Source organism: Ruegeria sp. CDSA020 (assembly GCF_059612345.1).
Genome location: NZ_JBXWQK010000004.1, coordinates 253,448 through 267,436 on the forward strand (window position 1 = coordinate 253,448; position 13,989 = coordinate 267,436).

A 13,989-nucleotide genomic window follows, 5' to 3' on the forward strand; every position below is an offset into this window, starting at 1 on the left:
AGTACTCTCGATTTTCAAGAGGTAGAAATGGCACAGAATGGCCTAGTTCCGATCAATTTCAACCGTCACAGTCATCGGTATTGGAAGCGTTTCACATCTTATGACTTTGCAGCTGAACGCACCGAGAGCGTGATCGTGGAAGAAGAGGTGCTCCAGATTGCAGCCACTTTTCCGATCGTGTTTCGCAGGACCGGCCCAGAAATTGAACCAATTGCGGTATATTCACTTCTTGCTGGTGAACCCTCGCCATTTGTTTCAACAGAAGGGCGTTGGCTGGCCAGCTATATTCCGTCCGAACTGCGTAGTCATCCTTTTACGTGCCGCCGGCTGGATAGCGGCAGCACCTTTCAGCTGGTGGTAGATGAAGGTTCGGGCCTGTTGACCGAAGAGTGCTCTGACAATCCCTTTTTTTCAGCTCCGGATAAGCTCGGCACTGAATTGAAAGAAGTTCAAGACTTCCTGAAAGCGCGCGCAACCTCTCAGATTAGAACTACCGAAATTTGCAAGATGATAGACGCTTTTGGGCTGTTTGAGCCCTTGAGCGACAATTTGGAATTAGGCTCTGCACATAACTGGTTGCAAATCAACTCTGCACGCCTGGAACAGCTATCGGCAAAACGCAAATTGGAACTGGTCGAAACAAAAGGCTTACGCCTGATCTATGGCCATCAGGCTTCATTATCCAATCTCAGATGGCTTTTTCAGGCGCAAAAGCAGATTTCCCAGGCCGGTGCATCTGTAAAATACACCGAAAATTCAGAACTTACCGGTTTCATGAATGCATTCGCCCAAGCCCAAACCGATGACGTAATCTGGCCCTAATGAAGTGTGAATGACAAATGCCCACATGCGGTCGCTTTTTGAGTTTTCTGATTTCTGCTCTCTCTTTCAGCATAGTATCGGCCTGTACCCAGCCACCTGACATTGCCGGGGTCGAGGCTTCTTTTTCGACCGGGGCCGTGGGTTTCCGCACACATGAACCATCTCAGAAACTGATTACCAGTTCCTTTGGCAAGCGTGTACGGCACGCTGTCGAGACCAGCCCCAACCTCGCGCGATCTATGTCCGCGCTGGATGTGGCAGTAGCCAACCACGACGCGGCAAAAGGGGCCTTTCTTCCGCAGGTTTCACTTGGAATCAACGCCAGATCCGAGCGGGTAGACTCGGACACAGCCAACGTGACCCCTTATCTGCGGATCTCACAGCTCGTTTATGACGGGGGGGCCGCGTCCGGTGATTTGACTGCTGCAGAAGCACGGGTTTTTGAAAGTCGCGGCGGCCAGTTATCAACAGCCTCGGCAACCGCTCTGGCTGCGATTGAGGCCTATATAGTGGTCTTGGATTTACGGAAAATCCTGGATATTTCGGTGAAAAATGTGGAAGTCCACCAACAGCTCGTTCAACAAATTTCCGAGAGGGCTGCATTAGGCGCTGGTTCGAACGCCGATGTATTGACAGCGCGGTCGCGGATGGCCGATGCACGGACGCGACTGGCGGATGCAAAAGCCAGAGTGGACCTCGCCGATGCCCGTTTTCGTGAAGTTTTTGGCAGCCCGTCAGGTGATCTGCAACCCCCAGTCGAAGCGCCGACGATCTCACAATCGGATCATAGTATCGTAACGGGAAGCCTGCAGATTCGACGTTCGGAAGCGGCCCTGCTTGCCGCCAAGGCAGAACGTTCTGCCGCTTTGGCACGCCGTCAACCCGGCGTGAATGTTTCGGCATTTGCGGATCGCGATGATAGCAATGACGCAAATTTCGGGGTCGACCTGTCCTTCAATTATGAGCTGGACTCTACTGGACAGCGCCGTGCCGCCATCACCGCGGCTGAAGCCAAAGTTCGCGAAGCGGAATTCGTTCATCAATCCCTAACGCGAGAAATACAAAGAGAGCTGGACACAATTCGCGCTGACCAAATTGCTGGAGCACAACGGCTTAGAGAGGCGCGAATAGCTGCGCAAGCGAATGCTGACAGTGTTGCAGCGGCGCGAGCGCAATTCACAATCGGACGACGCAGTCTGATCGAAATCCTTGACGCACAGCGCGACTATGTGAATGCACAGGAAAGACTTATCCTAGCCGAACAGAACTATTTCCTGACAGACTACGCAATCCTTAGTTTGACTGGTGACATCCTGGATCTCCTTGGTATTTCAATCAGTTCCGTTGAGGGTTCTCAATGAAACAATTGACACCTGCCTTCGCAACGCCCGAGTTATCGTGCTTTGAAAAATGCCTGATGCACGCTGCGGCCCATCTTGACTGTCCAATCACTTTTGCCGGGATTCTCGCGGCTCAAACAGGCTCGAACGGAGAGCTTACAATCCGCGATTCATTGGAACTGGCACGGCGTGTTGGGGTCCAGGCGGGATACGGAAGAAGGGCTTTGTCAGCTTTTGACAACACTTTGATTCCTGCGTTGTTGATTCTTGAAGGGGGAAAATCCGTTGTGTTTCATGGCCGAACCTCAAATGGTCGGGTTCTGATCTATGATCCGGAGGTTGGCACGGAAATAGGTCAAATTCAGCAAACCGATCTATCAGAAGTCTATACAGGGTTTGCGATCCTGCTGCGGCGCAATCACCGTGAGGATTTAGCCACGGGGTCCAGTTCTGCTTCGGGCCACTGGTTTTGGTCCGCTATGGCGGCAAATCGTTGGTCTTACACTCAGGTTGCGCTTGCGGCGGCGTTGGCAAATCTGCTTGGTCTATCTACCTCGGTCTTTATCATGGTCGTCTATGACCGTGTTTTGCCAAACGAAGCCACAGAATCTCTGATTGCTTTGACAGCAGGTGTTGGGATCGCGCTGCTTTTTGATTTCGTGCTCAAACTCCTGCGGGCAGGATTCATAGATCGGGCTGGCCAGAAAGCAGATATTTCGATGGGCCGTAGAGTCTTTGACCAGGTCCTCAACATTCGCATGAAGGCGCGCACAGGTTCGACAGGGGCCATGGCCAGCACCATTCGTGAATTTGAGACACTCCGTGAGTTTTTCACATCCGCCACCTTGGTGGCAGTCGTGGATCTACCCTTCATAGCATTGTTTGTCTTTGTCATTTACTTGGTCGGTGGCCCACTTGCACTTGTTCCAGCTCTGGCTGTGCCTGTCGTTTTGCTAGCAGGCATCATCGTGCAACCTATACTTTCTCACCTTGCCGAGAAAAGCTTCATCGATGGTCAATCCAAGCAATCGGTTCTGGTCGAAACTGTATCCGGGTTGGAGACCATAAAAACGACAGCGGCGGCCCGGCCCATGAGGTCGCGGTGGGAGGCTGCCATACAGCTTCAGTCATCACATGGCGCGCGCAGCAGGGCAGTGACTCAATTTGCCTTGAATCTGACCGGATTTACCCAACAGGCCGCCCAGGTCCTTATCGTTTTCTACGGTGTTTTTCTTGTGATGGATGGTCAGGCAAGCATGGGCGCGCTTGTTGCTTCGGTCATGTTGACCGGCCGGGCTCTTGCGCCACTTGGGCAACTGGCACAGACCCTGACACGGGTTAATCAGGCCCGAAATGCCTATCAAAACCTTAATGCCTTAATGCAGGCCGACAGTGAACGCCCCGAAGGGCGGAGCTGGATCAGTCGCGATCGCTTTGAAGGGAGATTAACCTTCGAAAATATCCAGTTTGCTTATCCCGAAAAACACGACAACGTCTTGTCCGGTGTTTCATTCACCATCTCGCCCGGAGAGAAGGTTGCAATCCTTGGTCCGATCGGCTCGGGGAAAAGCACGGTCGCGCGGCTAATGCTTGGCTTGTACGATCCAGACGCCGGGTCTGTTCAATTGGATGGGGTCGATATCAGACAAATTGATCCAGGTGATTTGCGGCGCAATATCGGCTCTGTTCTGCAAGATATTTGGCTGTTTTCCGGGTCAATCCGCGACAATATCAAAAGCGGCGCAATCAGGCCAAGGGATGAGGACCTGATTTGGGCGGGGCAAGTCGCTGGGGTCGAGGATTTTGTCTCTCGCCATCCCGGAGGCTATGACCAAAATCTGGCAGAGCGCGGTGAGGGATTGTCAGGGGGACAACGGCAGGCCATCGCCCTGGCCAGAGCCTTGATTGGTAAACCTCCGGTTCTTCTTCTGGACGAGCCAACAAGTGCCATGGACGTCAAAACCGAAGCTGAGGTCATACAGCGGCTCAAAAAGGCGACCCCCGACACAACTATGCTGATCGTAACCCATCGAACCAGCCTATTGGAACTTGTCGATAGGGTTATCGTCATAGAGGGCGGCAAAGTACGGGTAGATGGACCAAAAAGCATACTGTCACAGCATTCCGGAAAGCAACGGAGGCATCTGAATGTCGCAGCATCATGACCTAGCCTCGCTTGCCCGGGAAATGCGAGGCGGGTCACCGGTCAGGAGTTCATTGCTTCTCTTGGTAATCCTGACTTTCCTGGCGACAGCAGCGCTTTGGGCCCATTTCACTGAACTTGATGATGTCACCCGTGTAGAAGGCCGCATCGTGCCGTCGGCGGATGTTCAGATGATTGAAGCTACGGAGTCCGGCATTCTGCAGTCATTGAATGTCCGAGAAGGCGAGGTTGTTGAAAAGGGGAAGTTGCTGATGGAGTTCGATACCACCCAAATCGACAGCAAGCTCAGCCAAGAGGAACAGCGTGCATATGGTTTGAGAGCCCGATCCCAGCGCCTGCAAGCTGAGATAGACGGGACCGAGCTGACATTTGATACTATCCTGGTCCAAGGTGCGCCGACTGTTGTTCAGTCTGAGACAGCTCTGTTTCAAGGCCGGCGATCAGAGTTGCAGGCAGAAATCTCAATTCTGATGAGCCAACGGGAACAGCGGTTAAGAGAATACGAAGAAGGGCTTGTCGATACGGTGACCGCGGCCGAGACCTTGAAAGTTCTGGCCGAGGAACGGGCAATCATTACCCCCCTAGTAGAACAGCAGATGGAACCCGCGACGACACTATTGTCATTGCGACGCAGCGAGGCTGAGTGGCAAGGCCGCCGGACCAGGGCTGAAGCCGCTACCAACCGTCTGAAGACAGGATTGGAGGAAATTGATGATCGGGTTCGGGCGACACAAAGCAGGTTTCGAAGTGCGGCTTTGACCGAACTTGCATTGGCAACTGCGGAACTGGCTACTCTGGAACCATCACTGCCAGCCTTACGAAACAGAGCGGAACAGGCACAGATCAGGTCGCCGGTACGCGGCATCGTAAATCGCATTCATCGCACGACCATAGGCGGTATGGCACGGAGCGGTGAGGAACTGATCGAAATTGTACCGCTGGATGAGTCTTTGTTGGTCGAAGCCTATGTCCGCCCTGAAGACATCGCATTTTTGCACCCTGAACAGTTGGTTCGGATCAAGATTACTGCCTATGATTTTGCTCGATACGGGGCCTTGGACGGGCAAATTATCCGTATCGGGGCTGATACCGTGACGCGATCTGAGCGGGACGATGAAGAAGTTTTCGTCGTGGAAATCCGGACCAACCACTCGATGTTGGATGGGAACGGGGTAGCGGTTGAAATTATTCCCGGCATGATTGCCGAGGTGGATATTCTTGCGGGCAAGAAAACCGTTTTGGACTACCTGCTGCAGCCGATTGTCAAAGTCAAAGATCAGGCCCTTCGTGAGTAGTAATTGACCGGGCCAACGCCCATTACTTCTCGATGCCGTTCAGAATCTATGTGGGGCCCCGCCCATTCGGACTGAGCTTAGGATCCCGGAAGCTTGAATTGCTGGTCAAACAGTTGGCGGAACGTCCCGTTATGTTCGATTAGCGCATCAAGGTTGCCTTGTTCGATAACTTCACCGTCTTGAACAACCATAATGGAATCTGCCTGAAGCACAGTCGAAAGCCGGTGTGCGATAACAATGGTTGTTACATTCTCGGTCAACTTGTCCAGCGCAGCCTTAACAAGCGCCTCAGATTCCGCATCCAAAGCACTGGTGGCTTCATCCAAAAGCAAAATCTCGGCATTGCGCAGAATTGCCCGCGCGATCGCCAGACGCTGTTTTTGACCTCCAGAAAGAAACGCGCCGTTTTCGCCTACCTGCGTATCGTACCCATTTGACAACTGTGAGATAAACACATCGGCATGGGCAGCTTTTGCAGCCTCAATCACCTCTTCATCGGTGGCACCAGGTCGTGCATAGCGAAGGTTTTCCATCACAGTTGTCGAGAACAGGAATGTGTCCTGGCCCACATAGGAAATCTTGCGACGCAAAGACGCAAAACTCACATCGACAAGGTTTTGGCCATCAATTTCCACCTTGCCCTGGTCGGGATCATAAAACCGCATGATCAATCCGAATATCGTGGACTTGCCCCCCCCGGATTGACCAACCAAAGCTGTGGTCTTGCCCGCCTCGAAAGTCAGGTTCATATCCTTGATTACTTTTTGCTCGCCTTGATAGCCAAAGGTCACGTTGTTCAGGCGTATTTCACCCGGGCCGGATTTCAGCTTCTCGGGGTTCAAGCTTTCGACCATCGGATCTTCTTGATCAAGCAGTTCGAACATCATCCCCACAGGCACCAGGGCAGTTTCAATCACGACACGCGTTTTTGACAAACGTTTGGCCGGTTCATAAGCCATCAGAAGGGCTGTGATAAATGACATCAGCTGGCCCGCCGAAGTCGGCTCGCTGCCGGTAACATCAAGGGTGCTGATGATAAGAATACCGGCAATCGCGACACCGGCCAGAAGCTCCATCAATGGGCTGGCAATCGACTGCAATCTGGAAATCGAGTTTGCCCGCTTTTCAACCGACCTGATCGCTGCGTTCATACGATCGGTCATGTTGTCTTCCAAAGCAAAGACCTTGATGACCCGTATGCCAGCGGATGTTTCCTGAAGAACCTTGATGATTTCGGACAACGCCTTCATTTCTGACTGCATGATCGACCGCACACCTTTGAGAATGTAACGCACGCTCAAAAGCGCAACGGGACCCACAAAGAAGAACAGAATAGACAGCATAGGCTCTTGGTAAATCATCACGAAAACCAGCCCAACCAGAGTCAGGGCATCGCGCACGAAACTGGTCACCATAACGTCGATAAGCCGCCGCGCGGCCTGAGCCCCATGGGTCACACGCATAAGAAGGTTGGACGATTCTGTTTCCGCAAAGAAACCAACACCGCGTTTCAGCAGTTTATTGTACAACTTTTCCTGTTGCACAGCGATGATCCGATTGCCTGCACGCGCCAGAAAGATCGACTGGATATAAGAGGCGACCGCCTTACCCAAAAACAAACCCACCACCGCGGCGGCAATCAGGTAGACTTTCGATTTCATCTCAGGCGTGGTCATCGCATTGACGATGTTCTCCATCATCCATGCGGTTCCGGCCGTTGTTGCTGCGACGAAAATCATTGCCACCATGGCAACACCGTACAACCAACCCTGCTTCCGGAGACTTTCACTCAAAAGTCGACCGAGATGGCTGGATCTCCAGTTCGCTAAGGTCTCTTTGATCATTTTACGCTCCAAAACCTTTTCGAATTCGATATCTGATCACGTTTCAACCCAAGTTAGCCTTAGCCAAAGAACCGCGCGGTTGTGTTAGTTATGCCTGACTGTACCGAGAATCCAGTGCCTGCCGACAGATTATCAACACGCGACCGACAATAACGGGGTGGCGACCGCAATATCTACTTTAACGCCCCTACGTTCCGACAGCTTATGAGCCCGTTTCAAACCGAACGCCAGATGCACCCAGCTTCGTCATCATCATCGCCAGGCGACGTCGCCCAAAAAGATGTACCCTGCCCCATAGATGGTTTTAATCAATCGCGGGTTCTTGGGGTCCTCGCCCAGTTTTGTTCGCAATCGGGATATTCGCACGTCCATGGCCCGGTCAAAGCTGTCGCCCGCGCCTCCCCCGAGCGCTTCTTGCATCTGCGACCGGCTGATCAATCGTTTAGGACTATCTAGAAACAGACGTAACACCTCGGCCTCGGCGTGGCTGAACGGCGTTTCTGATCCGGAACCGTCTTCAAGAACATAGCGGTCGAAATACGCGGTCCAGCCGTTGAATTCTGCGATCTCTGACTGAGGCACTGGTGCCCGCGACGATCGAAGCCGCGCCCGGATACGAGCGACCACTTCGGCTGGATCAAAGGGTTTGGTGATGTAGTCATCCGCGCCAAGCTCCAATCCGGTGACACGATCCTGTACCTGTGCCCGCCCCGAAATAATGATGACTGCGGCACCTTGTTCCAAAGCCAGGCGATGAACAAGTGCCAAGCCGTCTGTGTCCGGCAAAGACAGGTCGACCAGACACACATCGGGCACCACTCTTTTCAACGATGCTTCAAATTCACGAGCACGGGAAAAACTTTGAGTGCGGAACCCCGCCTCTTCCAGTGTGTCGGTCAGGATACGACGTATCTCAGGCTCATCATCTAAGATGGTTACCAGCGGTTGGTTCATCATGCGGCCTCATTTCGGATTAAGGCAGTAAGCTGCGCTTGTGTGAACGGTTTGCGCAGAACTGGTGCCAAAGCCAGTGCCTGACGATGCAGCGGGTCGGAATAAGGCAGCGATGTCATTAGAATGCACGGCAAGGAAGGGTTCACTTTCTGCAAAAGGTCAAGCCCTGTCTCTGGTCCTTCCAGCCGAATGTCGGACAATATCAATGCGATGTCTTCGATCTGGTTCACCAATGAAAGCGCCTCATCGGTTGAGGTCGCCTCAATCACGGTGAACCCCATCTCCACAAGCATATCACGGAAATTCCGACGAAGTTGGCTGCTGTCTTCAACCAACAGAACCAGTCCTTCCAGCGCAGGCGGCGCGGCGCGGTATGGTAACCGAAGAACCACCATGGCGCCGCTTGGTGTATTGCGCAGGCTCAGATTTCCACCGGTCAGTTTGACCGTATCGTAAACCATGGGCAAACCCAAACCCGATCCCTTGTCACCCTTTGTGGTGAAGAATGGATTGAGTGCCTTGCCAAGCGCTTCTTCCGAAAAGCCCGGCCCTGTGTCCGAGACGGAAATCTCGACCCAGGTTCCACCAATCGTATGCGCGCTGATCGTGATCTGACCTGTTTCTCCGCAGGCATCTCGCGCATTTAGCACCAGATTCAGGATTGCGTCCTGCATCATCCCCTGATCCAGCATAAGTGCCACATCCGGCAATGTATTCACGACCGAAAGCCCCATGCCACGCGGCAGTGACGGCGTGGCGAGAATACGCAAATCCTCTAGCAGAGCACGCATATCCGTGGCTTTGGGTTGCGGCGTTCGGTTACCGGTCATGCCTGCTATGCGGTTCAGCAACTGCCCGCCACGTTTAGCAGTCTGGCGCGTGGCGGCCACCAGCTTTTGTGCGCCTTCCGGCAGGTCCATTTTATCAAGCTTGGCCTGCATCCCCAGTATAATTGTCAGCAAGTTTGAGAAATCATGCGCAAGACCGCTTGTCATTTGCGCCGCCATTTCCCGGCGGCGTGTTTGTTGCAGGGCCACACGGGCTTGCGTTTCTTCAGTGATGTCGACTGACATCACATAGACACCGCCTTCGCTGTCGGGCGTGAACGAAACACGGATTCGACGTGAATCCTGACCCTCTGTGAATTCAAATACCGTGGCTTCCCCGTCGTAGGCCCGGTTCAGGTTCTGTTCGATCCGCGCAAATGCGGCCGGTCCCAAAGCGTCAGAAATATGCATCCCAAGAATCTCAGAGGGTCGGCCGGGCAAAACCGAACTGAGCTTGCGATTGGAATAATCGTACCGCCCATCGGCATCCAGATGCGCAATATGCGCTGGCATCATTTCGGTTGTCATCCGGGTGCGGGCTTCGATTTCGGTTAACTGACGTTTTGCCTCTTCCAAAGCCGAAATGGTCGACGCTAGCTTTCGGTTGGTCGCCGCCATTTCCTCGGCCCGGGTCAACAATTCGTCCGACAATTCTTCGGAACGCGCCCGCAATAGCGCTTCGGCCTGTTTGGTATCTGTGATGTCGGTATAGACCGTTACCCATCCGCCGTTGGGCAGCGGTGCACCCTCGACCGAGATCACTTGCCCATTCGCCCTGACGCGCTCAATATAGTGCGGTTCAAAAGTGAGGGCCTGACTGACCCTATGTGCGACGATGTCCTCGACAACCTCATCATGGCCATACTCGCCGATGCTCGCCAGAAAATGTATTGTGTCACGGAACAACGCACCCGGCCGGACCAGATCATCCGGAAGGTCGAACATCACCTGAAAAGGCCGGTTGCAAAGTACCAGCCGCAACTGACTGTCGTAGATCGACAACGCCTGACCGATCAGATTCAGCCCCGCTGTCGTCATTGCCTTTATCTGGTTATCTGTGATGTTCAATCTGCCCCCTCTCTGAAGCTATGCGTAACATCAGATTGATCGCAGGTGTAGCAGAGACAGGGCAACATTCCCGACTAATGCCTGAGCTTGGATTTTGGCCCCTCTTCGGTGATGGAATGCAGGGAAAGCGTATGGTCCATATTTCGCATACGGTGCCGCAGCATCTCGCGCCCCAACCTGGCCAGGTCTGTTGCGTATTCCGGGTTGCTCGCCACGTTTTCCATTTCGCCGCAACGCAGGTGGTCAAACAAAAGCGGTGGCAGGTTTGCCGCAAATTCGACCAGCGTAAACCGTTCGTCACGCAAGATGGACAGGCATGAATCGCTATTGCCCGTTCCCAATTCCTGTTGCCAAAGGGTTGGATTTTCCGGCTCGGAAAAGTCAAGCTCGCTGAAAGAAAAGCTTCGCCAATCCTTTGGTCCCTGCCCCTGCAGAAACGGCATCAAAGACCGCCCATCTATAGAATTCGGGATACTCTGGCCCACCCAATCCAAAATGGTTGGCGTGATGTCAATCGACTCGGTCGGTGCCGTCACCACGGCTCCGGCCTGCGCCTGATTGCCTGGCATCCGGATCAGTAAAGGCGTGTGATAAGCTGCGTCATAGACGGTCATCTTACCCCAGCTATGTCGATCACCCAGCATTTCACCGTGGTCAGCTGTGATTACGATCAATGTCTCATCATATTGATTGCTGTCCTTGAGAAACTGGACAACGCGGCCGATATGATAATCGACCTCTGTTGCAAGACCCAGATAAACAGAGCGCAGCGCCTGAATATTGGCCGTGGAGGGTTGCACCTCATCAAAACCCAAAACGAAATCCGAAGCCGAATACCGCGCCATCGTTGGTCCAAAAAACGGGTGTATTGCCTGTTCATCTTCTGGGCTGACATGACCAACCGGCCCCGGCAACGCGACGGGATCGTACATATCGTTATAGGGAGCGGGTGCGACCAAAGGAGGATGAGGCCGGATATAGGTCAGATGCGCAAACCAGCTTTGGTCGCCGAAGGCCGCGATACTGTCCAGAAAAGCATTGGTCAAAAAGGCGGTGTCGCTGTCTTCGGCGCAGTACACCGCCGGGTCGTTCAATTTGGACGGCTCACCTGAGGTTGAAACAGGTTTGTGCAGATCCCAGTATGTGTCAAACCTATAACCTTTTTTCAGCAAGTCGGCGCGCCAGGGATAAGATTCTTCAAGCCGCATTTCCACGACCTCTTCAAACCCCTCCATGGGACGTTCGTAAGATTTCAGGATCGGGTCATTGGCATCGTAAACCCGTGGGTCAGCCGAGGTGTCGGTATACCCGTAGAGCAAGGGCAGATATCCCGCCTTACGCATCTCGGTTGCGATGTTTGGCGTGTCGTGCCGCAAAGGCGTTCCATTGCGAACCGATCTATGATTCATCGCATATTGCCCGGTCAGGATGGACGCACGCGACGGGCCACAAGGGTTAGTAACCGAGAAATGGCGCTGAAACGTTACGGCCTCGTCCATAAAAGCGCGCAAATTAGGCAAATTGACATGCTCGGCCAGCGCGCCGGTCAGACAATCTGCCCGAAGCTGGTCAATCACGACAAACAAGACATTTCCGCGCTGCCGCATTCCCTGCCCCCGATTCCACCAAATAGGTCTCAGGGGCAGACTGTGTCGCGGTTCCGCCGCTTGCGCAACAGATTAGTCCAGCTCGTATTTTGTCTCGTAATTCTCCCTAAGCGCGGGATCCTGATCTTCCTTACGCAACAGGCAGTTCCCGATGGACAGGACCTCGATATCCGTTCCCATGAAACAGCGGAACGCATCGGTGGGCGTGCACACAATCGGTTCGCCGCGCACATTGAATGAAGTGTTCACCACCAAAGAGCATCCGGTCAGTTCTTTGAACTTTGAAATCAGCGCGTGATAGGCTGGGTTGGTCTCTTGGTGGACTGTCTGGATACGGGCAGAATAATCAACATGGGTCACAGCAGGGATGTCAGATCGTTTGACGTTCAGTTTTTCAATCCCGAACAGAGCGTCTTCTTCCTCGGTCATCTTGCGCCGGATTTTTTCCTGCACATCCGCCACGATCAACATGTAAGGGCTATCGCCATCCAGTTCGAACCAATCGGCTACGTCTTCGCGCAGAACGGATGGGGCAAATGGGCGGAAGCTTTCGCGATACTTGACCTTCAGGTTCAGCGTTTTCTGCATCGAAGCTGACCGTGGATCGCCCAGAATGGAGCGGGCACCCAACGCGCGCGGCCCGAATTCCATCCGCCCCTGGAACCAACCAACGGCCTTACCGTCAGCCAGCGCCTGCGCCGTCTGGTCAATCAACTCACCATTTTCATAGGTGGAAAACTTCGCACCGGCCGCCGCCAGTTCTTGCGCTATGTCGTCATCTTCATAACGCGGACCAAGATAGGCCCCCAGCATCTGATCACCCGAGGTCACTTGCCGCGGCTGCGCTAGCTCTTGATGCCAGGCCGCATAGGCAGCACCCAGCGCCCCGCCCGCATCACCCGCTGCGGGCTGCACCCAAACATTGTCGAAGGCGCCATCGCGAAGAATTTTGCCATTCGCGACACAGTTCAGAGCAACGCCTCCGGCCATGCAGAGGTTGCGTATACCATGCTCTTTCGCCAGGTCCCGAGTGATCCGCAGCATGATCTCTTCGGTCACGGCCTGAACCGAGGCGGCAATATCCATGTGGAACTGCGTCAGCTGGTCGGTTTCGGCTTTTCGAACCGGTTGGTCGAACAGCTCTTCCATCGCTTTGCTCGTCATGGTCAGACCAGCTGTATAATTGAAATACTTCTGGTTCAGGCGGAACGAACCGTCCTCTTTCAGGTCGACAAGATGCTCAAGGATCAGATCCTTGTATTTGGGGTCGCCATAGGGCGCCAAGCCCATGACCTTGTATTCACCAGAATTCACCTTGAACCCGGTGTAATAGGTGAATGCAGAATACAGCAGACCCAGCGAATGCGGGAAATGCAGCTCTTTCACCATGGTCAGCTCGTTACCGCGACCAATACCCACGGTGGTGGTTGCCCATTCTCCGACTCCATCGACAGTCAGCACGACCGCGTCTTCGAAGGGCGAAGGATAGAACGCACTGGCCGCGTGACTGATGTGGTGCTCGGCGAACAGCAGTTTTTCGAGATCGAATTCCGGGTCGATTTTGCGAAGCTGCTTTGCAAGCAGATCCTTGAGAAACAGCTTCTCTCGCAGCCAGACCGGCATTGCCATGCGGAAGGAATTGAACCCGCGTGGCGCCACCGCAATGTAAGTCTCGATCAACCGTTCGAATTTTAGAAACGGTTTGTCGTAGAAAACCACATTGTCGACGTCTTCAAGCGCAACCCCCGATTCGGCCAGCACGTAATTGATGGCTTCTACCGGAAATCCGGGGTCGTGTTTGCGCCGTGTAAAACGCTCTTCCTGCGCGGCCGCAACGATCTTGCCGTCGCAAAGCAACGCCGCTGCGCTGTCGTGATACAGCGCCGAAATACCTAAAATGTATGCCATGTGATCAGAACAACGTGTAGACGAAAGGTGCAATCGCCGAGCCTTGGCTCAACACGATCAATCCACCAAACACACCCAAAACGATCAGAATGGGCAACAGCCAGAATTTCTTTCTGACTTTCATAAATGACCAGAGCTCGGATACGAATGTCACGCCTGG

General features: G+C 53.6%; 10 protein-coding genes. 4 read left to right on the top strand and 6 right to left on the bottom strand.

All coding sequences use genetic code 11. From position 1 onward, the window contains the following. The first annotated feature begins 27 nt into the window (after nt 1–27). From AC2FJW_RS08685 to AC2FJW_RS08700, 4 genes are read left to right on the top strand one after another with little or no spacing between them, the layout of a single operon-like run. A complete protein-coding gene (locus AC2FJW_RS08685) occupies nt 28–822 on the top strand; it encodes a SapC family protein (protein ID WP_496698364.1) in 795 nt (264 codons plus the stop codon). Nucleotides 823–860: 38 nt separating this feature from the next. Further along, complete coding sequence (locus AC2FJW_RS08690; protein ID WP_496749851.1) at nt 861–2,183, top strand: TolC family protein; 1,323 nt, start codon at nt 861–863, stop codon at nt 2,181–2,183. After that, entirely contained in the window at nt 2,180–4,327 is a 2,148-nt protein-coding gene (locus AC2FJW_RS08695; protein ID WP_496749852.1) for a type I secretion system permease/ATPase, read from the top strand. The genes AC2FJW_RS08690 and AC2FJW_RS08695 overlap by 4 nt, the downstream gene beginning before the upstream one ends. Further along, nucleotides 4,311–5,621 (top strand): HlyD family type I secretion periplasmic adaptor subunit, encoded by a 1,311-nt coding sequence (locus AC2FJW_RS08700; RefSeq protein ID WP_496749853.1) that lies wholly within the window; start codon nt 4,311–4,313, stop codon nt 5,619–5,621. Before AC2FJW_RS08695 ends, AC2FJW_RS08700 begins: the two co-directional genes overlap by 17 nt. Before the next feature lie 77 nt (nt 5,622–5,698). Here AC2FJW_RS08700 and AC2FJW_RS08705 read toward each other — a convergent pair whose 3' ends face one another. From AC2FJW_RS08705 to AC2FJW_RS08730, 6 genes are all read right to left on the bottom strand, one after another. Further along, the gene (locus AC2FJW_RS08705; protein ID WP_496749854.1) at nt 5,699–7,465 is read right to left on the bottom strand and encodes an ABC transporter ATP-binding protein; all 1,767 of its coding nucleotides are present in this window, start codon (nt 7,463–7,465) and stop codon (nt 5,699–5,701) included. 252 nt (nt 7,466–7,717) lie between these two features. Then, complete coding sequence (locus AC2FJW_RS08710) at nt 7,718–8,419, bottom strand: response regulator transcription factor (RefSeq protein WP_496698399.1); 702 nt, start codon at nt 8,417–8,419, stop codon at nt 7,718–7,720. After that, nucleotides 8,419–10,284: a PAS-domain containing protein gene (locus AC2FJW_RS08715; protein ID WP_496698397.1), complete on the bottom strand. Its 1,866-nt coding sequence runs from the start codon at nt 10,282–10,284 to the stop codon at nt 8,419–8,421. The genes AC2FJW_RS08710 and AC2FJW_RS08715 overlap by 1 nt, the downstream gene beginning before the upstream one ends. Before the next feature lie 104 nt (nt 10,285–10,388). After that, the gene (locus AC2FJW_RS08720) at nt 10,389–11,921 is read right to left on the bottom strand and encodes a sulfatase-like hydrolase/transferase (protein ID WP_496749855.1); all 1,533 of its coding nucleotides are present in this window, start codon (nt 11,919–11,921) and stop codon (nt 10,389–10,391) included. Nucleotides 11,922–11,993: 72 nt separating this feature from the next. Next, nucleotides 11,994–13,829: a carbamoyltransferase family protein gene (locus AC2FJW_RS08725; RefSeq protein ID WP_142636420.1), complete on the bottom strand. Its 1,836-nt coding sequence runs from the start codon at nt 13,827–13,829 to the stop codon at nt 11,994–11,996. A gap of 4 nt (nt 13,830–13,833) precedes the next feature. Then, nucleotides 13,834–13,983: a DUF5989 family protein gene (locus AC2FJW_RS08730; protein ID WP_142636421.1), complete on the bottom strand. Its 150-nt coding sequence runs from the start codon at nt 13,981–13,983 to the stop codon at nt 13,834–13,836. Nucleotides 13,984–13,989 lie beyond the last annotated feature (6 nt).